Genomic DNA, 26,858 nt, shown 5'->3' with positions numbered 1-26,858 from the left:
ACGCTCAGGATATAGGTTTCATACAATTAAAACAGAGTAAAAGATGGGGAGAGTCGTTTCCCATTTTCAACTTTGGCTTAACAATGTAGGTACTTCTCAATCTGTCTACACTTTTTTAACTATGAAACTATATTTATATAAGGATACTAATTCATACCTTTGAGAAAAAGGATACGGATCGACATATATGACAATAGCCTATAGGTCTTTTGCAATTATGCTCGCAGTGGCAGTTAGCTTACTATTGATATTTGTACTCAGCCATGACGACGTGGTCGGTCATCAGCATACGCACGGCCATCATCAGAGTAAGGCACATGCTCAACCTACAAACACCGACCTAATTACTCCTATTCCCGAGGCCGTAAACGTTAATAAAAAGTACGCCAAAATCGGCTGGTTATTATTTAAAGACCCCCAACTTTCTTCAAACGGACGAGTAAGCTGTGAGTCCTGCCATCACTTGGCAAGTAACGGAGCTGAACCGACTGCAGTTTCAACTGGTGTCGAAGGTAAAGGGACGAGAAACTCAATCACCGTTTTTAACACCTCACTTAACTACCGATTTTTCTGGGATGGCCGAGCAAACTCTTTTAATGACCAAATTGACGAACCTGTCCATAGCAATCTCGAAATGAATTCCGACTGGCCATCTATTACCGAGTATGTCGCTAACTCCCCTAAATACGTGCAGCTATTCACAGAACAGAAATTGGAAGCCAATGAACAAACCATTAAATCAATGTTGGTCGAGTTTATGAGTGCACTTGTCACCCCTAACGCACCGTTCGACAGATACTTACAAGGTGAAGATATCGCCCTAAGTGCACAACAAATTGATGGTTGGGAGCTCTTTCAAAAACACGGCTGTGTACGTTGTCATCGAGGTACCAACATTGGTGGTGGGATGGTGATGAAGTTTGGTTTATATGGGCTTAGATTCCAAGGAGAAGAACGCTCGACCGATACAGGCCGTCACATGCGCAGCAATAAACCAGAGGATATGTACATTTTTAGGGTGGCGAGTTTAAGAAATGTCGCTAACACAGCCCCTTATTTTCATGATGGGCAAACGAACAACCTAGAAGATGCGATACAAATAATGGCCAAAAGCCAGCTCGGGCTTACTCTAGATGCAGAAGAGTTAAACGCGATCAGTGCCTTTTTAAATTCTCTAAGTGCAGAAAGACCTGCTATTTTGAAGGAGTTTGAAAATGAATCTTACTAAAGTGCTATTTTCAATTGCCTCAGTTTTGTCGTTGTTCATTAGTGTCTTTGTATATCTTCTCTACCTAGAGCAAAAGCAATTAAACTCATATCAAGCAAGGATTAGTGCTTTGGGGCATGAGGTGATTGAAGTTCGAGATGTGATGACTACCCACGCTCTGTCATCTCGATTAGATCCTTACTATTTAAACTCTGTGATGGTAGATCTTGAAATTGAAAGCAAGGCTGTTTTATCAAGTTATCAACAAGTATCAAGACTCGGCCTTTACACACATCAAACAAGCAATGCGTTGAATCATTTCCATCAATCCTTGCTCAGTCTAACTGCAACTATGGATAAAGCCGTTGGCTTAATCATCGTTAAAGATGCTTTGCTCACTTCTTTATTGGAGCAAATCGGCGTTTCCACTGGCAGTGCATCGTTAGAACGAGAAGCTTTATCTAGAATTATTCACTTATCCTCTGCAACGTCTCCCGAGCTTCGATCCACAATCGTTACGTTTAAAGAAGTGGATTTGCAACTGCTTGACTGGTTTACTGCACTGCTCTCACCGAGCAATTCAGAGTTTGTCGAACACACAAAGAAGTTACTCAGACGACAGGCTACTGACATACAAACTCGAATGCTTCAGCTAGTTATTGCACTCGGATTGGTCGTATCTGCTTTTGTTGTTTATACCTACCTTAATCGTCTAAAAGAGCTCAAAAGAAACAACTTGGCATATCAAGAGGCCATCAACAAGACCGAAAAGGCCAATCAAGCAAAGTCGATGTTCTTAGCAACTATGAGTCATGAACTTAGAACTCCTCTGGGAGGCGTTTTGGGTGTCGCGCAGATGATTCGCGAAGATACTCAAGACAGTAAAACCCGAGAACAAGCCGATATGATCGTCGAATCAGGTAGTCACCTTCTAACACTACTTAACGACATTCTCGACTTTTCGAAAGTTGAACAAGGAAGGCTGGTGTTAGAAAAACATCCGTACTCTTTACAGGAGCTAATACAACCATTAGAGAATACTCTAGCCCCTTTAGCTCTAAATAAAGGTATTGAACTAATCATTCCAAGTTACCAGGCTGATAACATTAAGCTCGTCGGTGATTTGGCTCGTACTAGGCAACTGCTGTTTAATATTGTTGGCAACGCAATTAAGTTTACCAATCAAGGCAAGGTTGACGTAACGATCGAGTTGGACGGAGGTGACTCACATGGCGTTCACTTCTCGGTAAAAGACAGTGGAATCGGCATTGATGAGACAAAACTCGAACATATCTTCACTCCTTTTGAACAAGCAGAACTTTCTACGACACGCAAGTTTGGCGGGACTGGACTTGGCCTCTCGATCGTAAAAAAACTCGTCGACTTGATGGATGGAGCAATTTCGGTAGAAAGCCAGCTTGGTAAAGGTGCTAAATTTGACATATATCTTCCTTTAGAAGTACGACGTACTCAAGTTGATACAAACAACATACAACTTGTATCATCAGACACCATCACATCGATCAACCAACTAAGAATTTTGCTGATTGAGGATAATCGCGTAAATGCCGTCGTCGCAAAACGCTTTCTTAGAGAATATGCTAGCGATATCATATGGGCTAAAGATGGTTTGCAAGCGCTCGAAATACTTAAGAGAGATCAATTCGATCTGATTGTTACAGACAATCATATGCCTAAGCTAAGTGGGGTTGAAACCATCAAACGTATTCGAAATGTGTTAAAACTCGATACGGTAGTATTTGCTTATACTGCAGATGTTTTTAAAGAAGCACACGACTCGCTAATTGGTGCAGGAGCAAATTTTGTTCTTACTAAACCACTGCAAAAACCTAGCTTGGACCTAGCTCTTAAACAGTTCTCTGGCGAGATCATCGCTCGCTTACATAATGACGGCGAAATCCCGAAAATTATCCCTTTAATCCGCCACCCAGCAAGCCAACTTGCAATGACAGAGGAAGATCTTTCAGTAAGTGCAGTGTTCAACGACCCAACATTATGCCGTGTATCTAAACTTGAATTATTAATTGGGCTGAAAGCAAAGTTAAACTATTTAACAGACCAGCTCATCGAAGCCTACTCTGCCTCAGACTTTGAATTAATGACACAGATATTACAGCAAGTAGAAAACACAGCCTCTGAGCAAAAACTAGAGGGGATACTCGCTTTAGCAACAGAAGCAAGAAAGAGTAGCGAGCACAAACAACTGCCCAACGTTGAGCACCTACAACAACTTGTAAATCGTATGCTTGTGAATCACCACCAAGCTCAGCGGCTTACGCTAGAACTAAGCCACCAGGGAAAACGCGCAGAACATTTCTAGCCACCGAAATAGAAAATGGAGCCTAAAAGCTCCATTTATATGTTAGATATTTTCACAAAAATGTCAGGCCGCCACTTCTCTTAACCGAGCAAAGAACACGGGGTACTTATTACGGATCTTTCTTTGTTCATCAACCATGATTTTAAAAGTTGGGCCTTTGCGAAGTTGAACGACTACTTCGTCACGATCAAAACGAAGCACTGCCCCTTCAATCTCGACACGGCTTTGATCATTTAGATTCAGCATACCTTTGATCTCAAGACCTCTATACATATTGTTAGCGTTGCTCACTACCATTCGAATACCGCCCTCAGAGACTTCGGTCACTTGAAATAAGTCTTCTCCGAGCCTAACAAAAGGCCGCGCCCGTTTCGGGTATCTTAAGCGGTAAAACTGTCTTTTCTGTATAAAGCTACTCATGGTCCTGATCCTGCTCCGCGCTATTCATAGCTTACTCTAACCTTAAAGTATAACCTTTTCGAAGTAAAAAAGCTGTAGACAAGCATTAGCTATTCAACATCCACTCTACTATATCGGCAATGAATTGGTTTTTTGAAGGTTTGCGCGAAACGCAGTTGGTAAATGTGTGATGTATGTTGGTCCTTAAGAAATGAACAGAGACGGGTAATAGGACGCGCAATTAACAACAATCCACGATTTTCGAGCCGCCAGTAGCTTTATTGCGTATGTCGCTAATGCATATGGTGAACAAGGTGTGGCGTTGGGTTCGATCTATGTGGCAGCCAACATCATGGCCCTAACGACTGCCCTGTCTACTTTGACATTTACTGTGGGTGTATTATTGCTTCTCAGCTTAGGTTTTATATATACAAAAAATCAATGCAAGCCATTGTTATATAAGTATTTAAAACAAATCACTGAGCAAAAAATCTTTACTTTACTTTTAGGCTTTTTAAGCTTAGATTTCGCACAATTATTATCCTTCTCGAGAATATTATGCCAGAGCAGCGTCTAGGCAATGGAATGGCCGCTTTTTCGTTCTTACTTTGGGGTCTATTGCCACTTTACTATCAGTTTTTACCCAATGCCGCGACCGATGAGCTACTCGCAATGCGCTTGATTGCTTCGGTACCACTTGGTGCGCTCATCGTTTTAGTAGTCACTAAGCGTTTGCCAGATCTACGTGCAATCTGGACGGATAAGCGCTCCCTTGCCTACACAACTGCAGCAACAGTGATGATGTCTATTTCATGGTGTGCATTTACTTGGGCCCTCACTAACGACAGAGTGATAGACGCCAGTTTGGGCTTTTTTATTAGCCCTATTACCATGATGGCATTAGGCGTGTTCTTCTTGAAAGAGTCACTGTCCATAGGCAAGAAAGTAGCCCTTGTGCTTGCCTGTATTGGCCTCACCTATCAAATCATCCATTATGGTGAGATCCCGTACATAGCCCTAACGATGGCGATTTTCTTTACCTTTTACGGTTGGTGTAAGAAGAAAATCAATTATAGCTGGAGCACTGGACTGTATGTCGAAGCCTTGGTGCTGTTACCTATCGCCCTATTCTATATGGGTTATAAAGAAGTCACGATAGGTACTGAGTCTCTTCATCATGGAGCATCCACTCTAGCTCTATATCTAGGTGCAGCTCCCGCCACGTTGCTCCCTTTGGTGTTTTACTCGATTGCGATTCGGTTAACTACCATGTCGACTATCGGATTAATGCAATACATCGAGCCAACTATTCAGTTTTTTCTCGCAATTTACTTATTCGGTGAAGCCTTTGATGAAGTGAAACTAATTAGCTTTAGTTTTATCTGGGCAGGTCTAATCTTTACCATTTTCGACAGCTTACGTTTTCGATACACGGCGAAGTACAGATAGAAAAATCCCCTGCCAAACTTGGTAGGGGATTTTCTCAAATAACCGGATTAGAAAGCCAAGCTTAAGCTACCTTGCCAAATCATACCAACAGCTAGCATTGCAACTGCGCCTAGCATGCCAGCACCGAGCTTCTCTCGACCTTCAAATGGATTGATACCCTGCTCTTTCTTAGCCTGAATATAAAAATACAGCCCTGGCACATACAAAATAGCCGATAGCAGTAAGTAGTTTAAGCCCGACGCATAAAGCAACCAAATTCCGTAGAGTGTCGCGCCCACGCCGATCAGCAACAGGCTCCCCTTGTTCTTTTCTTCAATCGCAATTTTGAGTACGAAAGCACCGACAAGGAAATACGGCACTAAGATCATTTCTGATGCAATGATGAGCAAAGTATCGTATGTACTGCCTGCAAACATCACAAATACAAGCGAGATCTGAATCCAGACATTGGTTAATGTCAGAGGCTTAACTGGACTACCCGCTTTGTTTAGTTCTGCATAACGCTTAGGAAACATTTTCTCTTTTGCGCATAGGTATGGCGCTTCTGATGCCAATACCGTCCAACTCAGGAACGCTCCACATACTGAAATCAGTAAGCCAATACTAATGATGTATTGTCCCCACGGGCCTAATATTTCTGTGAGCACTTTAGCCATAGAAGGGTTGTGGTAGCCGGCCAGTTCAACGGGTTTCACGACCCCCATAGAAAGTAAAGTTACAAAGACATAAATCGATAATGCCGTTAGGAGGCCTAATATAGTAGCTCGGCCAATATCTTTACGATTTCTAGCTCGACCAGAGACAACGACCGCCCCTTCAATCCCTATGAATACCCATACTGTAACCAGCATAGTACTCTTTACCTGAGACATGAGATCATGCCCTTCTCCAAAGTGGAGCCCGGTAAAGTCTATGGTAAATGTGTTCCACTGAAACGCAAATGCAGCGCAAACAATAAAAATTAACAGCGGAACTAACTTGGCGTAGGTAGTAACCATGTTAATCAGCGCCGCTGTTTGAACACCACGTAACACCAATGCATGCACCATCCACAACAAACAAGATGCGCCGATGATTGATATTAACGTATTGCCCTGGCCAAAGATGATGTTGTCTGGTGTATCAAACAGCATTCCAAGTGTGCTAAAAACGATCACCAAATAGGATACGTTCGCAAGCATGGCACTTAACCAATACCCCCAAGCAGAGCAAAAACCAACAAAATCACCAAAACCTGCTTTGGCGTAACCAAAGACACCGCCATCAACATTTGGTCGATGTGAGGCGAGCTTTTGAAATGAGAGAGCAAGGAAGATCATACCAATGCCGGTGATCGTCCAGCCGATTAATACTGCTGCGGGGCTAGCAACAGAAGCCATATTTTGAGGCAGGCTAAAAACACCCGCGCCGATCATCGAACCTATGACGATCGCTGTTAGCGAACTCAAGCCGAGTTTATTATCCATTATTGTTTCCGGTGTAACCGTTCAGGAGGTGCAATACTACGCTGAAATGCATGTGATAGGCAGAGCTGCTGTGAGCTAAGTCGCACATATGATTAGCAAATCATAGATTTCATTGTCACCGATCAAATCAGAGCGCTCATTATAATGTCTTTACAATAAAACAAGAAAATAAATTAGCATTATAAACCACATTCAAAGCAAAAAAGCAGCATATAACACCAACCGAAAACCATTATAAAACATATAATAGAACTAACGATTAACAACAATAACGACTAATTATCCATTCATTTACGCCAATTATGCACAAACCCAAGCAACCAATAGAATTCAGACTAAGCTAATAACAGGTAAAGTGACAACAACGCACATTGCCTCTCAATGATATCCATTACTTCCTGTTTGTAAGGTCGCTGAAAGGCGACCATTTTTTTATGATAGCCATAACTGTTCACAGGCTACAAAAAAAGCAGCCCGAAAGCTGCTTCTACAAATCCATGTTTTAATGCTTAGCTTTGTCAGGCTCGTGGCTAAACTCAGCTTGTTGATAAATGTCGGCTAAACTGCGGTCTTTTCTCTGCTTTGCACGCTTGGTTTTAGCACAGTAGTGGTAGCTTTGATCTTCTAACGCCTTTTCATGAGCCTTTGCTGATTGAATAAACTCAGGATCTGACATCGATTGTTGACGTAGGCGATTAACGCGTTTGATGGTTTCCAACAACATAATAGACCTCCCATTTACCTGTATCTATAACCAGTATAGTCGGTTCATTTTTAAGATCAATAAATACTGGATATAAAAACATGAAGTAGCTTTAATCTCTTGATGTAGAAAAGTTTATCCTTAGCTTAAGGATAGATACAAACGTTAAATCCTATATTTTTAATCGATAAAAACTATTGATGGATAGGCGCTATCACAGCGATTGCTTACCTCCAATTCTCACCACATGCACCACTCGATAGAATTGTAATCACATCAATGTAACTGGCAAGATTTTTGAGAGCATTCGTCGTAGAAGGTAGAGCAATGCACGGCACTTTTGCTGCGGGTGTGTTTGGATTCGTTTATAGAAAATGGCTTTCAAATAGGGATTATCGAAGGTGAGAAACATCTTGCAAACCGAGAGGGCGTATATGGTCTGACTCTGCTGTTAGTAAGAGCGCCATACCGTTCGTCATGACGGCTTGCGATTCGGCGCTCGGCCAATATTGACGTTATAGACCAGACAAGTCGAGTTCAACAGGCTTACCGAGCCAGTACGCATATTCAGAGTGATCTTTTATATCATCACCAGTAAGTGCATGAACTAATATAGACAATCCATTTCGCACATTATCTAGCCATGAAACCACGGACTCAAATTCACTTGACGTAAAGGTAATGGAAAAGCTCCACATTGTATGAGGGCCAACTAACTTCTCATTAAACCTACCAACTGGTAATTCAAACCTGTTCATGGCTTGCTCGCGAATTTGTCTAGCCAACTCGCAACTCTGTTGGTCAAAATAGATGTGAGCATGGTATTTTTGATGAATATTTTTTGGATAGGACACAAGCAATAAACTTTTTGAGTGAATCATAATACTAGCTTAACACTGCCGTAGCCAACACTCGCGCTTACTTACAATAATTACAAAACTTGTACCAACGGGGTAAATAGGTGATCAGATAACTGCGCAGGTATTTATTCTGGTTGGTATTACGCAACTATCCCCTTTTCGACAGCGTATTTAGCCAGCTCAGCCGTGCTGTGAAGATCGAGTTTATGCTTAATGTTTTGGCGGTGTGTCTCAACCGTTCGGTAGCTTATATTTAGTAGTGAAGCAATCTTCTTGCTACTGTTCCCCTCTGCAACGAGCTTAAGTATTGCCTCTTCACGGCGACTAAGCGGATTAGGCTTTTGTGCAATAGGAACAACTTCTTGCGAAAAAAGCGTTTGCGTGACTGATTCACAAAAGTAAGTTGACCCTTGGTAGACGGTTTTGATCGCTTGGACCATACGCCGCGCACATATCTCTTTAAGCATGTAGCCTACCGCCCCTACCTGCATCACCTTCATGATGTACTCGCGATTGTCATGCATGGTGAGCATTAAGACTTTGACATCAGGCATCGACTCTTTAATCACTCGCGTCGCATCAATGCCATTCATCATCGGCATACTGACATCCATCAGAACCACATCCGGATTTAGTGACTTCACGACATCAATGGCCTCTAAACCATTGCTGGCTGAACCTATCACTTCTATCTCAGGCTCAGTTTGAAGTCGTGCGATAAATCCATCCAAGACCACTTGGTGATCATCAACAATCACCACTTTAATCGGTTCATCCATATACCAATCCATCCAATTCCAGTAGTACGGTTATCTCGGTGCCAAAACCCGGCTCACTTTCTATTTCAAAATCGCCACCAATAAACTCAACCCGCTCGCGCATATTACGTAAGCCAATGCCGCTTTTTCTTAGCGAGGCGTTGACATCAAAGCCCACACCATCATCGCGAATAATAAGCTGAAGCATATTACCCATCTGATGTAATATCACGCTAACCGTATTAGCGTGGGCGTGTTTTTCGATGTTAGTCAGTGACTCTTGAGCAACACGATACAAAGTCGTCGCGACTTCTGATTTTAGTTTTCCAGGCTGAGTGGTCAAAGAAGCTTCAACGTCGACACCAGAGTGCGATTTAAAGTCTTGCAGTAGTGTATTCATTGCCGCCTCTAAACCGATATCATCTAGTGCACTCGGGCGTAGGTTATGAGAAATATGCCTTACCTCGTTGATCGCCGTCATTAGTGATTGTTGAGACTTGACCAGGTGCTGTTGCAACGGAGCTTCGGTTATCTTACTCGATAGTAGTTCCAAATGGCATTTACTCGACACCAGTAATTGGTTAATTCCGTCATGAAGCTCACGAGCGAGGTGTTTTTTTTCATCTTCCTGAAACATCACCGTTTTATGAGCCAGTTCTTTTAAGCTTTTGTCGGCTAACCGGTGCTCATGCAAGTTCACAGCAAGGGTAATAACCACAATCACCCCTACCGTCACTATTACTATGACGATAACAGAGAAGAAAGTAGTTTCGATGTTTTTACTCACCTCTGATTTTAGATTAGCGACTTCATTAGTGATATCTTCTATATAAAGCCCAGTACCAACCATCCAATTCCATTTGTCTAACCACGCCGCGTAACTCAGTTTGGTAACGTTTTCTCCGGTAGAAGGTTTCTGCCACAGATAACGATGAAACCCACCACCATTTTGTGCTTGTTCTATCAGGGTCTCTATCAGCAAATCACCATTCTCATCTTGAAGGTCAATAAGATTTTGGCCTATGAGATTGGGCATGATTGGGTGAACAAGGTTGGTTCCTTGCTCGTCGTAAGCAAAAAAATAGCCGTCTTTGTCTTTGCCATAACGAAGTTTCGACAACACGGATTTAACCTGTTGCTTTGCTATGTCTTCCGACAGACTTTCATCATTATAAATGTGTGAGATCGCATCAAATGCCAGAGCAACGTGATCTTTGAGCGCGGTCTCCTTTGATCGGATCAAACCATCTTCAAAGATCTGAATCTCTTTTTCACCTAGAGTTTTTGCTTGATGGATCGAAATCCAACTCGTAAGTGCGGTGACGAGCAACAAAGGTAACAGGCTAAGTAAAATCAATTTTGCTTGTAGAGGCATCCTTCCCCCAATGACAACAGAGGCTGCTTACCAATTTGGCAAGCAGCCCCACTTTAACAGGAGTTGTTAATATTACGTAACTAAAGGATCACATTCCGTAGAATTCAGGGAACACGAGCAATGATGCGAGTACGAGAATCTGAATCGCAATAAACGGCATCACACCTCGATAGATATCCCTTGTCGTCACCCCTTTCGGTGCCACACCTTTCAGGTAGAAGAGACTAAAACCAAACGGTGGAGTTAAAAAAGACGTTTGTAGATTCATCGCAATCAAAATGGCAAACCAGGTCATATTGATACCCATAATTTCAGCGACAGGTGCAATGATCGGTACAATAATGAAACAAATCTCTACGAAATCGATAAAGAAGCCAAGAATTAGTATCACTAGCATAGTAATAATAAGGAAACCCCATTTCTCACCCGGGATTTGTAACATCCACTCTTCTACTAAGTAATCACCACCTGTATAGGTGAAGGCCATAGAGAACGCCGTTGCACCAAGTAAGATAGCAAACACCATTGCAGTCACTTTAACTGTCTCTTTTGACGCGTCATACACCATCGACCAACTAAACTGACGGTACAATATCGCCAATACAATTGCTCCTGCTCCCCCTAGAGCCGCTGACTCAGTCGGCGTTGCTACTCCTGCGAATATTGAGCCGAGTACAACAATAATTAAGGCTAGCGGTGGCACAACAGCTTTGAGAGCTGCGATAATTTCTTGCTTACGGCTCAAGTTATCATCGCTTGGCATTGGTTGCGCAGCGTCAGGATTCAGCTTGGCGTAAACTAGAATATAAACAACATAGGCGCCAACTAACACGAGGCCCGGCCAAACCGCCGCTTGAAACAAGTCACCAACAGGGACACCAAGGACATCGCCAAGTAAGATCAGTACGATTGAAGGCGGGATAATCTGTCCAAGCGTGCCAGAAGCACAGATAGTGCCACAGGCTAACCCTTTGTCGTAGTTGTACTTAAGCATAACAGGCAAAGAGATTAATCCCATTGCCACAACAGAAGCACCAACAACACCAGTGGAAGCCGCAAGCAGTGCGCCCACTAAAACAGTTGAAATGGCTAATCCACCTCTTACGCCACCAAACAACTTACCCATAGACTCTAGCAGTTGCTCAGCCAAACGAGTCTTTTGCAGAACCAAGCCCATAAATACAAACAGCGGTACCGCCATAAGTACAGTGTTTTCCATAATGGACTGGATTCGGTAAGGCATGAAAGCAAACATATCCATACCTTCAGCCCAAACCCCAAAGATTAATGCAATACCACCAAAGGTAAACGCAACCGGAAAGCCAAGTAGCAGTGCAAACAAAGCGACAAAAAACATTACGATACCGACCACTGTAGCCCCCTTTTATTTGCGATCTTGTGAATAGATAAGGTGTGGATTGACGATCTTGTTTAGTGAATGCAGCAATAAACCAACACCACTGATCGCCATAAAGAAAAACGACAACGGGATCATCGCTTTAATTATCCAGCGATAAGGTAAACCACCTGGGTCACCTGACGTCTCACCTAAGGCATAGCTCTCTTTGGCAAAATCAATACCGTAGTAAGCCACCAATAAGCAAAACGGGAAAAGGAAGATAAGAGTTCCAAGCAAATCGATAATGGCTTGAGCCTTGTTCGATAAACACTCATAGAAGAGATCAACCCGGACATGACCACCAGCTTTAATTGCATAAGGAACACCAAGTAGGAAGACTGCTGAGAACAGATGCCACTCCATTTCTTGAAGCGCTATGGAAACGTCGTTAAATACGTAACGCATTACAACGTCGTAAACGACATTCGCAAGTAGCAAAATAAATAAAATGCTTGATAACCACCCTAGGAAGTCACCAAAACGATTAAATATTCGCTCGATATAGATTAGGCTTCTCATTCCCTACTCCATGGAATTTAGAATATGCGCCACTATCATTTTGTGGCGCTATTATTGATAAGTTTTCTTGGGCTTTAGTTAGGTGACAACGTCACCTGACTATTTATTGTTATTGTGCTTGGCTGTTTAAGTACGCGCGGTGAGAAATGTCGGTCCACGAACGCACTTGCTTAAGGTAATCAGCTTGAGATTGTTGAATTTGCTTCGCTAGCTCGTCTTTCTCCGCATGTTTAGCCAATAGGCGACCATTCGCTTCACGAAGTGCACTCATCACGGCTGGCGGGAAGTCTTTAACTTGAACGTCAGGATATTCAGACTTGATTGAAACCCAGTTCTTACCACTTTCGTGGGTCGCTTGAGTGTACATGTCATAAGCAGCAGTGCGCATCGCTACACGTAGAATTTCACGAAGATCTTCTGGTAGACGCTCGTAAGTACGCTTATTTACCAAGAACTGCAACTCCGAGCCCGGTTCATGCCAACCTGTATAGTAGTATGGGGCAATTTTGTGGAAACCCATCCGTAAGTCGAGTGAAGGGCCTACCCATTCAAGCGCATCGATAGTGCGGCGTTCTAGAGAGGTATATAGTTCACCCGGAGCAATGTTGGTCGGCTTTGCCCCAAGTTCTGCAAGAATTTCACCCGCAAAGCCAGGAATGCGCATTTTCAAACCTTGCAGATCTTCTACTGAGTTAATCTCTTTTTGGAACCAACCACCCATCTGGATATCTGTGTTGCCCCCTGGGAATGACAACAGATTATGCGGAGAGTAAACCTGCTCCATCAGTTCCATACCGCCACCGTGATAGAACCATGCATATTGCTCGGCTGGTGTCATACCAAACGGCATTGAAGTAAAGTACAGCGTGTTTGGTACTTTACCTTTCCAGTAGTAAGAGCCTGAGTGACCTAAGTCGTACTGACCCGACTTGACCATATCGAAAATGCCTAGCGGCGCTTTATGCTTGTTCGCAGAGTCGATTCGGATTTGCAGACGGCCATTAGACATCTTCTCGGCCATTTCGGCCATATTCTTAGTTGCATCACCAAAGACCGGGAAATTTGGCCCCCAGGTTTCAGCTAGCTTTAAGCGATACACTTTTTCTGCCGCATTAGCGGAAGTTGCTGCCACAGCCAATGCTGCCGCAATCGCGGTTCCTTTTAGCACTCTTTTTAGAGATTGTTTGATAAGACTCATGTTCACGTCCTTTGTTTACGGGTCATACCTGTTAGGGCATGTTCTATTTCTCATACAGATTGGTTCATCAATAACCAAGAAGAAATAGGCGTGAACACGGACTGGTTTTAACAAAAACAGAGAGGCCTAGACTAAAGAACTACGTAGATATACGTAGGAAATGAGAAACAATATTTTCACACCACATATAAATCAACAAGTTAAAACTAGAAAGAAAAACATCCCAAGTAAAATATACCTAGTAACTTATCCAATAAAGAATTGATTGAAAATGTGATAAGAGTATTAAACATAATTTAAAAAAATGAAAAAGCCCCGACTTAGTCGAGGCTCTAAAGCATTGTTTATCTAACCCGAGTTAGATTAGGCGCATGGCAATTATACGGCTTTGTAGATAACTTTGTTGCCAGCTAGCTGCTCTTTAACCACTAGATTCTCTTCTAGAAGTTTTTTAAGAGCGCCTGTCGCCCAAGATGCGGCTTTAGCATCTTCTTGACCAGCCGCTAGGCCGATCCCTTTAGGGTTGATACCTTCAGCGTTGCTTACAACGATATCTAGAACTTGTTGCTGCTTTGGAGTAAGCGCAACATCAGTAGTTTTAGCTGCTGCTACAACTTTCTCCGCTGCTGGTTTTACAGCGACTTTCTTCTCAACTGCAGGCTTAGCTTTCTGTGTTGCTTCAACGTTTGCAACTGTCGCTTTAATGCGTTTTTGCAGTTTAAGCTGCACTTTACGCTTATGAGCAAGTCTCATCGAGTATTTCTCCATTTCACTGCATACGGAGCAGTGGTGAAAATTTGAAGCGCGATTTATACCAAAAAATTGTGCGCTTTTACAGAGTATGAGCGGCTTTATGCCACAAAAATACGCGATACAGCGACATGCGACTACAATTTAATCAATAACTCTAGTGATCGAATCTTCAACTACTGATTATATAAACAGATGTATTTGTTGTTGAGAGAAATGCCTGTATGCAAACCGTACACCTAACCAATCAACCCTTTGTTTTTTCTTCTATCACAGTGAAGTGGCTAACTGGCATCTTCACCCTAGGATGTCTTTTTCTACTGCTCTACGCACCGGGGTGGCAACAGGCGCTGCTTACCGCTGTAACGGTTGCTGCACTGATAGGTTTTGGATATGTGCTAGTTTTAAAAAGTACCGTCAGATTCACTCTGACAGCGACTCATTTCCAGCAACACCTATTCAAAGGCGGATGGGTTATAAAGTGGACAAACGTGCAAAAGATTGGCATTTGTACCTATGAGCAAGAGGGGTGGCATCAGTCTTTACCTTGGATCGGGATTAAACTAAAGCACTACTCGCCTTATTTGACCAGTATCTGCCCACGTGTCGCTACGGAGATATTACTCAGCCAGCGAGCTCTTCTATACCTAGGTGCAAAACAACATCAACAAGGGCAAGATTTTGAAGACATCGTACTCGACTCACATGCTTACCTGAATTCAGATGGCAGAGAGTTTAAAGGTTTATTGGCCATGTTGGCGAACAGAATGAGGTATCAGCGAGAGTATTATGATTACGACATTTTTATTTCCACCAATGATTTAGACCGATCACCAGAGGAGTTTATTGGACTGTTACGTCGATACTTAGCCGCCGCTGAGCCAAACACATAAAAAAGGCCGCATCTGCGACCTTAGTAAAAATTTGCTCATCTTTGTTAATACAAAGGCATTTCATCAGCGACAAAAGGATTTGATGCTCGCTCGCGTCCAAATGTAGATTCAGGGCCGTGGCCAGGTACAAAGCGAACATCATTCCCCAGTGGCCACAACTTACCCTTGATTGAAGCAATCAGGGTATCAAAGTCTCCTTTGGGAAAATCGGTGCGGCCTACCGAGCCGTTAAACAGTACGTCCCCCACAAAGGCAAGTTTGGATTCTTCACTGAATAAGACAACGTGACCTGGAGTGTGCCCCGGCGTATGGATAACGTCCATAACTTGATTACCAAAAGTAATTTTATCCCCCTCACTCAGCCACTGGCTTGGTTCAAACGCTTCGGTTAGCGGGAAACCAAACATCTTGCTTTGACCTTCAAGGCCTTGCAACCAAAAATTATCGTCTTTATGAGGGCCAACGATGTCAACACCACCGAGTTCGCGAGACAAAGGTTCCGTCCCCCCAACGTGATCAAGGTGACCATGAGTCAACACAAGATTTACCACCTCTACACCAAGCTCTTTTATCAACATTGCTAGCTGTTTAACATCACCGCCAGGATCGACGACAATACCTTCCATTGTTTCATCACACCAAACGATGGAACAATTCTGTGAAAAAGAAGTGACGGGAACGACTTGGTACTTAAGAGACATAGCTTAACCTTGATATATATCTAAACTGGCAGAACTATGACACTTGAATGCCCCTTTGACAACTCTAAGCTAGGCAAGATTACGCCCAGTAGCGAACGGGGCCTGTATCGATGTGAACAAAATTGCTCTTGGGGTAATAGCCTACGCCACCAAACCGCAAATCTCGCGCCACATCTCGAACTTGCTTTAGGTTCACTCCATCAAGACGAAAGTCAATCGCTTGGCCTAACATATGGTAGCTCTTCTTAGCGACACCACTCGACTTACCACGCAGCGCTTCATTTGTAACGGGTGATCGATAACCCGAAATGATTTGTACTTCTGCTTCGACGCCCAGTTCTTGCTGTATTTGGCTGATATGATCAAATAGGCGTTTATCCATGGCATGAATTTCATTGCGCCTAAAGTCACGGCATAGGTGGTTTAACCGACCCAACTCTCTATCAACATAATTGCTGCCATCGAAATAACACGTTTCAAGCGCTTCACGGGTGTGTAAATTGGTTAGTGCTAGCGAGCGAGTCTTATCTGGGTAGGATGCCCATGCCACGCCTGGAGCACAGCTCGCTACGACCAAACCACTTCCGGCTAGTTTAATAAAATCTCGTCGGGATAATGCCACTTTAAAATTCCTTCACAAATCGTTGCCCAAACGTGTCAAACGGCGACACTACCGAACTCTCTTGTGAAGTGCAAATGCATAAAACATGCTCAAAGTCACACTAAGTGAGCATTTTTTTGCTTAACTATTGAACCTATTGGTAAAAATAATTTTAAGTTGCAAAGGTAAAGATACCGTCAACTTTAGCCCTTTGTGTAACGAAATCTGTCTAAACGGTAAATATCTTCCCTGTAGTGGACATTCCCTTCCTCATACCATGCCGTTTGATAAATAATATGGACTGGTATGTGACTTTTTAAAGGAATCGCTTGGTTAGGAACCGGGGGAACTGGTTCGCTCTCCTCACTGTTTGCATCTTCTTCAAGCTCCAAACCTTGAGTTTCTAGCAGTGTTACAGCAAAAAGATCAGCGTTCTCAACTCGAATACATCCTGAACTAAATGCTCGTTGCGTTTCATCGAACAACCCCTTACTTGGGGTATCGTGAAGGTATATGGCTCTGCGATTAGGTGTATTGAATTTATATAAACCTAACGCATTAGCATTACCTGATAACTGAGTCATCCGATAAGGAAATGAACTTGGCCTTAGGTTTTCCCAGTCGATTTCTTCTGGGTTCACAATGTCTTCAGAGCCCCACTTAGGAACAATCTTAATGTTTTGCCTAGTTAAGTAGTCAATATCTTCTTTCACCTTGGGGATAATGTCCTCAACCATAATTTTCCACGGGACATTCCAAGTTGGGTTTAGAATAAGCGAATCTAAGTTGGTGTTCATAACCGGAGTGGGTCTTCCCTTACGACCAACGACCACCTTGGATGCAAAAACTTGCTCTCCGGCCGACCAATACTTCATTTCAAAGCTTGGCACGTTCACAACAATAATTGTTTCACGTTGCACTGGCCAATAACGGATACGTTCGGCGTTAATCGCCAATATAGAGAGACGCTTCTCAATCGACAAATTTAACCACGCTATCGTCGCCGGGCCAATAACGCCATCTTCTGCCAATCCATGTAGCCGCTGGAACTGTTTTATGGCGGTTTCTAGCGTGCTATCAAACCAAGTCACATCTTTTCTTACGTCGAGAATATTGACGTCGACAACTTCAAGTCGTTGTAACAAAACATCTCTGTTATTTAGCTTGTCGCCAATGGTTTTAATACCAACCTGCTCGTAAAGCGGCATATTGAGCTTTTGAAACTTGATTAGGTGTAGGTACGTATCAATCAGATATTGATAGCCTGCCGAGTCAGGAGTATAGCGATCAATTAAATCACCTAATGACTGTTGGGCAATGGCTCTGTGGGTGGCGATAAGTGAACTGTTTGGGGGCAAAGGTAAGGGATACGCTACCTTTCTACCAAAAAACCATTCACTCCCCTTAGTTTTAGCACTCTCGGCGTAACTAAGATAAAGAAGCAGTGTATCTGTCGCCAACACATCGTATTCAAACCAGCGATTGCTTTTGCGATAAAACTGTAAATAGCTCAGTTGACGCGAGAATAAAGTGCTAAGACTTGCGTGGTGAATAACCTCGAGTTGAAATTCGAGTTTACTGCTTTGCTGAAGGTCAAACCAAATCATCTGGGAGCTATTGTTGCGGTAGATTCCTTCAACTACAGCAGGATATTGAAGCAATCGGTGAAGCTGGCTATCTGGTTCAAGCCAACCAATTTGATTAAAATACTGTGTTGCAAAGCTCGTCGAAGGAGTAAGGCACAGCACCAACAACCAACAAGTCCACTTTCCCATTGCTCTGCCCCCTACCATGCTTCGAATATAAAGTATGGCAGAGTTCCAGACCAAGAGTGTGACTTGTTTTTGAAACTTTTGTCAGCCTCTCCATTTTTGCTATATTTACTAACTAATTACAGACCAATGGTTATCCCATTGAATGCCTGAACGAATAACTTGCTTATATCCTGGCTCAAGTTGACTCACCACGCCTCCTGCACCTGAACTGACCTTAAACTCCTTTCCTTGCACCACGACACCAGAAGCGTCGGGAAGTGGTGACAGCTCAACGAGTTTTTGCGAATGTTTAGACCAAATACCATAACAATTACCCCTTGGAGAGGTAGCAAGTATCCAGTTTTCTGTCGCGGCAATGCTCGCAATATAATGATTAAAACGTGCCCACTGTTCTGGTTCCGCTTTAAGGGGTACAAACTCCCCACCTAAAGTATGCATAGCAAGCAGCGACGGATATTCATCAGGCTCTCCCCGATATTGCTGTCCGCACAGCACGGTTTTAGACCCATCATGAGCCAAATGACGAATACTCAGCTTGTGATCCTGCAACCCGACCTGTTCGATAAGGTGGCCATTTGGATCAAGGTAGCTCAAGCTTGGTACCATAGTATTGAGATTAAGCGGTTCTCTGCCGTTGGTATGAACACCACCGACACCAACGGCTAAAGAATCATCGGGCATCACAATCACTTCATGGGGCCCTAGGCCAAAGTCTGTAAATTCGGCGACCTTCTCGTAGCCTGCGATAACGTCATAGACACCAATAATTCCTCGGCTAGTACCACGTTCTCCTTCCGTCGCGTACAACCATTTACCATCATTAGAAAACGCCCCATGGCCATAATAATGTCGCTTGGTGTCTGCAACACGGAGCTTTATCGTTTCACCCGTCTGGTAATTGAATACTTGAAAGTAGCTGCCGGGGCGACGAGCAAAAGCAACCGCGTGTTCAAGTTCTAAATTAGAGGCAACACCATGACCTCGCTCAGGTAGTGCGACTTGCCTTATAGGTATGCCGTTTTGGTTCGCAACCACTGCATTAAACCGATTTCGCCCAGAAACCGAACACCCTATCAATACTGGCTTAGCGTCTTGTGTCGACGTCGACACACACCCTGCCAACGGGTAAGCCGCTCCCAACAATGCGGCTTTAAGTAATGAACGTCGCGTGTTATCAGTCACCATCTGTTGCGTTAAATCCTATAATCACACCCAATTCAATCGCGACCTCTTCATGGATCAAGTATTTAAGCTGCTCTAGCTTGTTGTACTGTGAGTAAGCCTTCTGATAACCCTTTTTCGTTTGTAGCATATCAAACAAACTTTCGTCAGTCGGCCATGTTTCAATCGTCATGGCAAACTGATTGGAAATACGGTCAGCGAGGTTGGCTTTACCTTTTTCACGCAATAATGCATCCAACCCTTCTCCATTAGCTAAATAGAGCAAGTTCATTGCTTCAACATTGGCTTTCAAGTTTTGCATTGATGTTTCAGAGCGCCAAGACTCCGAAAAATATGGACGTGGTTTACCAAAATTCGCCAGTGGACGGCTCATTTTTTTCATGCTGTACTCGAGCTGATTGGAAAGCAATGCGATGTATTCAGACTCCCACTGCTTTTCATCAAGATCAGCCCACGGGTTTGTTCCCCACGCCTGGGCAATTTTATCTGCATTGATTTCAATATTTTTGCTGATCGCTTGTGCGGTATCACAAGTTACTGCGCTGCCGGATAAATTGGATGCTTTGTCATAAAGTAACCATTCGATAGAGCCCAAACCTTGAACCGTGACACTTTGTTGAGCGATATCTTGCTGAGACCAAGCCAACGGCCTATTGATCAAACGGCTCATCTTGCGCCCAGTGGTGTTCTTTTTATCTGGCCAAAACTGTATGTTCCAGCTTTGGGCCAAAGCCAATTCTGGCCCACGTTCTTGACCCTGCAATGCCATCCAAGTCAGCATGGTTTGGTGCCACTGTTCTTCTACGCTATCCAGATCAGTAGAAGACGCACAGTAAGCCGATGTCGACGCAGATAACTTCGAGGATTCATGTCTGAAAGCTTGTGCGGACGCAAACTCCACTTCATAAACACCTTGGCTAAGATGGTTAGTGCTCTGCGGCAATGTTTGGTCTGTCTGTGTTCCTTGACAGCCACTTAGCGCAGTAATAATCGCAGCATTTAACACATAATGTTTCTGTTTCATCATTGAATCCTATAAAGAGTTCAAGAAAGCAATCAGTGCGTCTCTTTCTTTCTGGTTAAACTTCAACACGTCCTGTTTGGACGCTTCAGCTTCTCCACCGTGCCATAATACCGCTTCCATTACATTGCGCGCTCGTCCATCGTGCAGGAAGTATGTGTGATCATTCACCTCTTGAGTGTAACCGATCCCCCATAGAGGTTGAGTTCGCCACTCTTGCCCATTAGCCAAATACTCTGGGCGGTTGTCTGCAAGACCTGGCCCCATATCATGCAACAGCATATCCGTGTATGGATGAATGGTTTGATTGGACAATGCGGGTAGATTCTCGCGAGGCCCCGTTTGTATATTAGTTTTATGGCAGCTATCACAGCCCACTTTCGCAAACAGTTCTTGGCCTAGCTTCACCTCTGGTTTATCTACATTACGACGAATCGGGACTGCTAGGTGCTGAGAGTAAAACTCTACGAATTCTAAAATATTGTCACTCACTTCCGGCGAGCCACCATTTGGTAAATCATCACAAATTGACTGCTTAGACGTACAGTTTTCATTAGGGAACAAGTTGCTCGTTAAGCCAACATCGCCATTAAAAGCCGCCGCATTTTGTTGCATTAGGTTTGGTTGACCAGCTTTCCATCCAAAACGACCAATCGCAAAATCTTTGGCGCGCACATCCCAAACGACGTTTACTTTGCCTGAGATACCATCACCATTTTTGTCTTGCTCATCAGCCCAAGCTTTAAGTGTTTCGTCTGGGATGCTTTCGAGCAAGCCCAGTCCAATCATCGGGGGCGCTACCCGAGCTGACATTTGAGTATCTGGATGCATCTTCCCGTAGCCTAAATTCGTAATCGAAAGGTTTGGCTTGCGCAGCGTGACCACTGTACCATCGGCGAATGTCACTGGTGCATCTGTGTAAGTTATGTCGATTGAGCCTTCTGGTGTTTGATCTTGAAGTGCAAAATCTTGTAGCTGACCACCATAGGTCGGTTCGGGGATCACACCGTCTTTGATGAAGGCTTTCTTTTGCTCAGGCGTCATAGCAGGAATACTTAAGCGCACTAGCATCGAAACGGCATGTATATCACCCTCTTCTGGTGGGTGACCACGCCCGTCCTTAATGTGACAATTCTGACAACCATTAGTATTAAATAATGGCCCTAAACCATCACGGGCATCGGTAGACGCTGGTGCCTGCACCCAAGGGTTTCGAAAGAAACTATTACCCACACTAAAATCTAAGCGTTTGGACATGGGGAGGTTTCCAGCAGGAAGTGAGAATGCGTTAGCGCCATCTTTTTTAACCGAGGTGTCACCACCAGACTTAACATCATAAGCAAATGCTGAAGACGCACTAATTGCGAGAAGGCTTGCAAGGACAGTGTTCATGTACAACTTCATACTAGGACTCTTTAAACAGAAATAACCTGACTTCTTAAATGGGAATAATTCTCAAAAACACAGTAAATAAGAAACGGCAAAAGGGCTCAATTGAGCCCTTTTATTTACTATTTGTTGTGGATTAGAACTCGTGGTCAGCAGTGTCTGGATTCAAGCTGCTGATACCAACGATTTTCGCCGCACGCTCAATTTGAGTAGTTTGAGCAACCAGCGACATGATGGTGTCGTTAACAAGCGCATTGCCTTGAGTATTACCTGCAGCTATCAACTGGTCAAAGTACTGACCGTTTTTCTCAGCGGATGTGACCAGTTGGCCTACTTGAGCACGTGTTACGTCAAACTGCTTTTGGATCTCTTTTGCAGCTTGCTTATCTTCTTGTGCCACAAGGTCATTGATGCTTGGACCAGACAGAAGCGTACCGTCTTCACGCTTGTATAGCCCCGTATAAACGTTGTAGATTCCTTGCTCGTTGTAGTAGTGGGAGTTGTGCGTATTATCAGAGAAACAGTCGTGCTCATCTTCCGTTGAGTTAGCTTCTAGAGCGACCTTCATGCGCTCACCAGCCAACTCACCCAAAGAAAGAGAGCCCATACCGAATAACATTTTACGCAACCCGTTATCCGCAGACTCGTTTAGAAGCTCTTCGCGGTAGTTGCCTTTAACATCAGCAGACCACTGCTTTTCCATCCACTCTAGATCTTGAACTAGAAGTTCTGCAGCAGCTTTTAGAAACTCACCGCGACGATCACAGTTGTTATTCGTACACTCTGCGCCAACAACGAAGTCAGTGTAAGCACGTTGACCTGCGCCTGCGTTAGTGCCGTTTAGATCCTGACCCCAAAGTAGGAATTCGATCGCGTGATAACCAGAAGCAACGTTTGCTTCAGAGCCACCGACTTCATTTAGGTCAGCGATTAATTCTGGTGTAATTTTCGAAACATCAAGTTTAGAAGCGCCAATTGCTAACTCGTTGTTTGCAACGATATTAGCGTTTGCGCCTTCATTGCCTAGTTCGTATTGGTAGTCTGAAGATACGTAATCAATTAAACCTTCATCAAGAGGCCATGCGTTAAGTTGACCTTCCCAATCGTCTACAATCGCGTTACCAAAACGGAATACTTCAGATTGTTGGTAAGGCACGCGAGAAGCAAGCCATACTTGTTTAACTTGTGCAAACGTCGCTGCTGTTGGATTTGCTAAAAATGCTTCTACTGACTGATCCAAAGCTTTTGCCGTAGTAAGAGAGTCTGCAAACACCGCGTGAGCAACATCTGCATAATGCTCTACAACTTGTTGTTTAGTTACGTTTGCGGCAAAAGCAGAACCACTAGCGATAAGTAGTGAAGCTGCTACAGATTGAGCTAATAGAGATTTTACATTCATTGAAAAAGCATCCTTGTTGAGCTTAATAATTATTTTATATTCGTAGTGCTAATTATTATCATTTGCACCATTAATTGCGAATAATACAAACTTACATTTTTTTTGCAAGTAGGAAACAAAAAAGCCTCACAAAAGTGAGGCTTTTATCAACATGGCTTACTTTAAGGGTTACACATCGAGGTTGTGCTTACCATGAGACATTTTAGCTTTCAGGTAACTCTCGTTGCCATCTTTAACATGAGCTAAAGTATTAACAACCTCGTCAATTTCTATCCCGTGCTCTTCAAGATCACGTATCTTTTTCGGGTTGTTGGTTACTAATCGAATCTTTTCAGCCCCTAAGGCTTTTAGCATTTGAGCGGCTTCTGTGAAATCACGTAGGTCATCTCCAAACCCTAAATGATTATTGGCTTGGTAAGTATTCATACCTTCGCTCTGCAGCTTATAAGCATCAATCTTGTTGTACAGACCAATCCCTCGCCCTTCTTGTCTTAGGTATAAAATAATTCCCCCCGACTCAGCCATGCGATTAATCGTTTCATCAAGTTGTTCGCCACAATCACAGCGAGATGAATGGAACACATCTCCAGTGAGACATTCTGAATGCATGCGAACAAGTGGGATCGCTTGGGTTTTATCTGCTTTTTTGAAGACAACGGCAACATGCTCTTTCTCAGTTTTCAAACCGTGAAAGGAAAGTAATTCAGCATCAATATTGCTCTTTGCACCTACTTTGAAGTCGACTCTGGCTCTTACTTCCGCCATATTTTTACTCACTTGAATCTCTGTCTTTATTATATCTGTCGCTGCATTCATCAAAATGCTCCGCTATGAACTTAACTATGGGGACTAATACTTAGGTTTTCAATGATTAGATCATAAAATGTTATAATATAACATTTCAATTAAGAGGCAATAAAAAACCTCAACAACATAGGTTGTGAGGTTTCACTGTTTGCCAATTTGCCTTATCGCTTTAATCTTGTTGGTTTTTCCAAACAGAAAGTGCAATCCAGCACGCCTCCAGCTCTCTTAATTCTTCTTCTGTAAGTAACGACAGCGTTGGTTGCGTTTGCGGAAGTGCATACGACTGCATTGCACTGATGCGTGCATAAAAGTCTTCACGAAGTTGAGATACATTTAAAGCCACTGCTTTTCCCTAAGACTCTAGTGATTTGTAAAAATAACGCGTTGGAAGCATTCGTATAAATAATAATAACAAATTACATAATGGTCGCAAAAAATAGACAAGTTATTGGGCTAAAAGTCACATTATTACTATGGATTTAATCTTTACTTTTCCTAAAGTTAGCATGTTCAAAATGATCATTTAGAAGAGTTCTACGTCATTCCCTCCATTGTCATAACGATCTAAGCATTCTGCATCGAAGAAGTGTACTCGATTTCTTCCATGTTCTTTAACGTAGTAGAGCGCGCTGTCTGCGTGATCCAGTATAGTAGGCAAGTACTCGTGAGGTGTGATACCGCAAACACCACAGCTAAAGGTTAAGCTGTTAATTTGAGGAAATCTAAAAGATTCAATATGGAGACGAAATCCATCAAGCGCAGATCTACATTCCTCAACACTTTGTTGAGGTAACAGAATAACAAACTCTTCTCCACCATAGCGGAACAACTGTTCCTGTCCGGTGAAATAGTTGCTCATCTGCTGGGCAAACATCAATAGTATTTCATCGCCAATCATGTGACCAAAACGGTCATTCACTTGCTTAAAATGGTCTAAATCAATGATGGCAACCCAAGCAGTAATTTCGACTGTTGTATCAGGCATAACGTTAAAGCCGCGTGCTAGGCGCTCTTCTAGTGTCTTGCGATTCAACAATCCCGTCAGTTTGTCTCGCTCACTATCGTGTAAAACTGCTAAATAATTACGATAGATTTTCGCAAAACCATCAATCAATAACTCGTAGCTACTTGGACACTCTTGAAAAATCACGATAAGTTCGGCTGAACTATCTTCAGAGACCGGAATGGGATGTGTCGAAACATATTGGCCCTTTTCATCGATAGAAGTCGTGGCCTTGTCGTTAAGGTGAGCACGATTACCGCTATAGACAGAAATAGAATCGTAAACCCAATCAAACTCTTTCTGCCCCGGGGCTCGCGTTACCTTTGCAACTGTTTTTGCGGTGCTATTGATAAAGTAAGTCAACTCAATCGAAAGGGCAGGCGTCATTTCTGCAAGTGTGGCGACAAGACAATGACCAAGTGAAACTGAGTTTCTCTGTTCGGTAATTTCTATTACGGAGCGGATTATCTTGTCTTCCATGACTCATTCCATGCCTTCACATTTGTTAAGTAAGTATAGACAGGTGCAATAATTATGACATTAGCCGCATAAAAATGGAGCAGCTAATGCTGCTCTATTTTATTTTCTAAACCCTAGTTTAACCGTTCCTTGAGTATCAAACCAAAGCGCTTCTTTGCGACGTCTACCAATTAGAATAGGCCCATCGTCATAGAATAAGAAATTCTTCCAATGCTTTTTAAATACCGACCACTTGGTTTCAATCACATTGTATTTCTCATAACAAAAATAAACCGTCACATCGTCTTGCCAATCAATAAACTCTTCAAGCTCTTGTGGCATGGATTCTTCATCGGCTTCCCAAGCAGCCATCCAATCAATAGTTTGTTGCCAATTTGACTCTTTCATTGGCCAATCACTAGGGCTTAGACGCTCTGCATCAGGGCTTTGAGCACTAATATTCTCTTTCCACAATTGAGACGCGCGCGCCTGACTCATAGGTTTGATCGCGACCAAATCCTCTTCAGGTACTGGCATAGATTGGTGGGTGAAAATCCATTTTCTTTGGTATTCATCCAAAGTAAGGTATGACATCAGTTTTCCTCTTAAAGCCTTACGCTTTTAGCCAACCATTTTTCGTGGCATCGTCAATAATCTGTTGTGCTTTTGTCCAAAGAGCTTTCGAACCAAATTCAATCTTTTGGTTAACAGTTAAGGCTTGATGGCGTGTAACACCATGCTCCTGCCAACTTTGGCCTTGATTGTGGTAGTTCAGTAGCATAGGAATGATTCTATCCAGTGCTTTAGCAAATTTAGCATCTGCGGATTGAGCAGATTCAAACTCTAACCAAAGCTCTAGCAGCGGTTGTCCTTGATCCTGTGGTAACATGTCAAACAGGCGTTGAGCGGCTTCTAGCTCTTTTTGCTCTTGCTTAGCAGAAGCGGCGATATCATAAACAAAGGTATCGCCCGCATCAATTTCGACGATATCATGAAGCAATAGCATCTTAACCACGCGCGAAATATCAACCTGTTCGTTGGCATGCTCTTCCATTAAAATAGCCATCAATGCGACATGCCAGCTATGTTCGGCACTATTTTCTAAACGACCATCGGCACTTTTTACCCGAGTGCGCCTTAAAACGGACTTGAGTTGATCAAGTTCCATAAGTAAACCGAGTTGTTTCTCTAGTCGTTCCACTAC

26 protein-coding genes are annotated in these 26,858 nt (G+C 43.2%); 4 read left to right on the top strand and 22 right to left on the bottom strand.

Annotated features, from left to right (window positions below; translation table 11 throughout):
• Nucleotides 1-187 precede the first annotated feature (187 nt).
• Both ZX61_RS13250 and ZX61_RS13245 read left to right on the top strand, forming a co-directional pair.
• Nucleotides 188-1,228: a cytochrome-c peroxidase gene (locus tag ZX61_RS13250; RefSeq protein WP_049845105.1), complete on the top strand. Its 1,041-nt coding sequence runs from the start codon at nt 188-190 to the stop codon at nt 1,226-1,228.
• Nucleotides 1,215-3,548, top strand: a complete 2,334-nt coding sequence (locus tag ZX61_RS13245; protein ID WP_049845104.1) for an ATP-binding protein — start codon at nt 1,215-1,217, stop codon at nt 3,546-3,548. Before ZX61_RS13250 ends, ZX61_RS13245 begins: the two co-directional genes overlap by 14 nt.
• Before the next feature lie 63 nt (nt 3,549-3,611).
• Here ZX61_RS13245 and ZX61_RS13240 read toward each other — a convergent pair whose 3' ends face one another.
• Nucleotides 3,612-3,968 carry a PilZ domain-containing protein gene (locus ZX61_RS13240; protein WP_049845103.1) on the bottom strand — a complete coding sequence of 119 codons (357 nt, stop codon included), beginning with the start codon at nt 3,966-3,968 and terminating at the stop codon, nt 3,612-3,614.
• Between the two features lie 537 nt (nt 3,969-4,505).
• On the opposite strand from ZX61_RS13240, the gene rarD reads away from it, so the two are divergent.
• Nucleotides 4,506-5,396 carry an EamA family transporter RarD gene (rarD, locus tag ZX61_RS13235; protein WP_049845102.1) on the top strand — a complete coding sequence of 297 codons (891 nt, stop codon included), beginning with the start codon at nt 4,506-4,508 and terminating at the stop codon, nt 5,394-5,396.
• A gap of 47 nt (nt 5,397-5,443) precedes the next feature.
• Here the strand turns inward: rarD and ZX61_RS13230 are convergent, their stop codons facing one another.
• The 9 genes from ZX61_RS13230 to ZX61_RS13190 all read right to left on the bottom strand — a co-directional run bounded on the left by ZX61_RS13230 (nt 5,444) and on the right by ZX61_RS13190 (nt 14,427).
• Complete coding sequence (locus tag ZX61_RS13230; RefSeq protein WP_049845101.1) at nt 5,444-6,862, bottom strand: basic amino acid/polyamine antiporter; 1,419 nt, start codon at nt 6,860-6,862, stop codon at nt 5,444-5,446.
• Between the two features lie 502 nt (nt 6,863-7,364).
• A complete protein-coding gene (locus ZX61_RS13225) occupies nt 7,365-7,586 on the bottom strand; it encodes a hypothetical protein (protein ID WP_049845100.1) in 222 nt (73 codons plus the stop codon).
• Nucleotides 7,587-8,080: 494 nt separating this feature from the next.
• Complete coding sequence (locus tag ZX61_RS13220) at nt 8,081-8,419, bottom strand: DOPA 4,5-dioxygenase family protein (protein WP_049845127.1); 339 nt, start codon at nt 8,417-8,419, stop codon at nt 8,081-8,083.
• A gap of 146 nt (nt 8,420-8,565) precedes the next feature.
• On the bottom strand, nt 8,566-9,204 hold the full coding sequence (locus ZX61_RS13215) for a response regulator (RefSeq protein ID WP_049845099.1): 639 nt from the start codon (nt 9,202-9,204) through the stop codon (nt 8,566-8,568).
• Nucleotides 9,197-10,558, bottom strand: a complete 1,362-nt coding sequence (locus tag ZX61_RS13210) for a cache domain-containing protein (RefSeq protein ID WP_049845098.1) — start codon at nt 10,556-10,558, stop codon at nt 9,197-9,199. Before ZX61_RS13210 ends, ZX61_RS13215 begins: the two co-directional genes overlap by 8 nt.
• 88 nt (nt 10,559-10,646) lie before the next feature.
• On the bottom strand, nt 10,647-11,930 hold the full coding sequence (locus ZX61_RS13205; protein WP_049845097.1) for a TRAP transporter large permease: 1,284 nt from the start codon (nt 11,928-11,930) through the stop codon (nt 10,647-10,649).
• A gap of 12 nt (nt 11,931-11,942) precedes the next feature.
• The gene (locus ZX61_RS13200; RefSeq protein ID WP_049845096.1) at nt 11,943-12,476 is read right to left on the bottom strand and encodes a TRAP transporter small permease subunit; all 534 of its coding nucleotides are present in this window, start codon (nt 12,474-12,476) and stop codon (nt 11,943-11,945) included.
• A 109-nt stretch (nt 12,477-12,585) separates the two neighbouring features.
• On the bottom strand, nt 12,586-13,674 hold the full coding sequence (locus ZX61_RS13195) for a TRAP transporter substrate-binding protein (protein WP_049845095.1): 1,089 nt from the start codon (nt 13,672-13,674) through the stop codon (nt 12,586-12,588).
• Between the two features lie 378 nt (nt 13,675-14,052).
• Nucleotides 14,053-14,427, bottom strand: a complete 375-nt coding sequence (locus ZX61_RS13190; protein ID WP_049845094.1) for a hypothetical protein — start codon at nt 14,425-14,427, stop codon at nt 14,053-14,055.
• Between the two features lie 221 nt (nt 14,428-14,648).
• Here ZX61_RS13190 and ZX61_RS13185 point away from each other — a divergent pair, with 221 nt between their 5' ends.
• The gene (locus tag ZX61_RS13185; RefSeq protein WP_049845093.1) at nt 14,649-15,317 is read left to right on the top strand and encodes a DUF2982 domain-containing protein; all 669 of its coding nucleotides are present in this window, start codon (nt 14,649-14,651) and stop codon (nt 15,315-15,317) included.
• Nucleotides 15,318-15,361: 44 nt separating this feature from the next.
• Here the strand turns inward: ZX61_RS13185 and ZX61_RS13180 are convergent, their stop codons facing one another.
• From ZX61_RS13180 to ZX61_RS13125, 12 genes are all read right to left on the bottom strand, one after another.
• Nucleotides 15,362-16,018 carry an MBL fold metallo-hydrolase gene (locus ZX61_RS13180; protein ID WP_049845092.1) on the bottom strand — a complete coding sequence of 219 codons (657 nt, stop codon included), beginning with the start codon at nt 16,016-16,018 and terminating at the stop codon, nt 15,362-15,364.
• Nucleotides 16,019-16,097: 79 nt separating this feature from the next.
• Nucleotides 16,098-16,640, bottom strand: a complete 543-nt coding sequence (locus tag ZX61_RS13175) for a DUF882 domain-containing protein (protein ID WP_049845091.1) — start codon at nt 16,638-16,640, stop codon at nt 16,098-16,100.
• Nucleotides 16,641-16,822: 182 nt separating this feature from the next.
• A complete protein-coding gene (locus ZX61_RS13170; RefSeq protein ID WP_049845090.1) occupies nt 16,823-18,394 on the bottom strand; it encodes a L,D-transpeptidase family protein in 1,572 nt (523 codons plus the stop codon).
• A gap of 108 nt (nt 18,395-18,502) precedes the next feature.
• Nucleotides 18,503-19,579, bottom strand: coding sequence for a DUF1513 domain-containing protein (locus ZX61_RS13165; protein ID WP_049845089.1), 1,077 nt, complete (start codon nt 19,577-19,579; stop codon nt 18,503-18,505).
• The gene (locus tag ZX61_RS13160) at nt 19,569-20,600 is read right to left on the bottom strand and encodes an imelysin family protein (RefSeq protein ID WP_049845088.1); all 1,032 of its coding nucleotides are present in this window, start codon (nt 20,598-20,600) and stop codon (nt 19,569-19,571) included. Before ZX61_RS13160 ends, ZX61_RS13165 begins: the two co-directional genes overlap by 11 nt.
• 9 nt (nt 20,601-20,609) lie before the next feature.
• Nucleotides 20,610-22,001 (bottom strand): di-heme oxidoreductase family protein, encoded by a 1,392-nt coding sequence (locus tag ZX61_RS13155; RefSeq protein ID WP_049845087.1) that lies wholly within the window; start codon nt 21,999-22,001, stop codon nt 20,610-20,612.
• Nucleotides 22,002-22,122: 121 nt separating this feature from the next.
• Complete coding sequence (locus ZX61_RS13150; protein ID WP_049845086.1) at nt 22,123-23,385, bottom strand: imelysin family protein; 1,263 nt, start codon at nt 23,383-23,385, stop codon at nt 22,123-22,125.
• A 168-nt stretch (nt 23,386-23,553) separates the two neighbouring features.
• Nucleotides 23,554-24,201 carry a GTP cyclohydrolase II gene (locus ZX61_RS13145; protein ID WP_150115000.1) on the bottom strand — a complete coding sequence of 216 codons (648 nt, stop codon included), beginning with the start codon at nt 24,199-24,201 and terminating at the stop codon, nt 23,554-23,556.
• A gap of 160 nt (nt 24,202-24,361) precedes the next feature.
• Nucleotides 24,362-24,535 (bottom strand): hypothetical protein, encoded by a 174-nt coding sequence (locus ZX61_RS24355; protein WP_049845085.1) that lies wholly within the window; start codon nt 24,533-24,535, stop codon nt 24,362-24,364.
• Between the two features lie 180 nt (nt 24,536-24,715).
• A complete protein-coding gene (locus ZX61_RS13135; protein ID WP_049845084.1) occupies nt 24,716-25,675 on the bottom strand; it encodes a GGDEF domain-containing protein in 960 nt (319 codons plus the stop codon).
• A gap of 99 nt (nt 25,676-25,774) precedes the next feature.
• Nucleotides 25,775-26,248 (bottom strand): DUF2947 domain-containing protein, encoded by a 474-nt coding sequence (locus tag ZX61_RS13130; RefSeq protein ID WP_049845083.1) that lies wholly within the window; start codon nt 26,246-26,248, stop codon nt 25,775-25,777.
• Nucleotides 26,249-26,267: 19 nt separating this feature from the next.
• Nucleotides 26,268-26,855 (bottom strand): HD domain-containing protein, encoded by a 588-nt coding sequence (locus ZX61_RS13125; RefSeq protein WP_049845082.1) that lies wholly within the window; start codon nt 26,853-26,855, stop codon nt 26,268-26,270.
• Nucleotides 26,856-26,858: the final 3 nt, after the last annotated feature.

Source organism: Vibrio sp. VPAP30 (assembly GCF_001188205.1).
Classification (GTDB): Bacteria; Pseudomonadota; Gammaproteobacteria; order Enterobacterales; family Vibrionaceae; genus Vibrio; species Vibrio bivalvicida.
The sequence above is the reverse complement of the archived record's forward strand: the minus strand, read 5'-3'. Positions and strand labels throughout refer to the sequence as shown.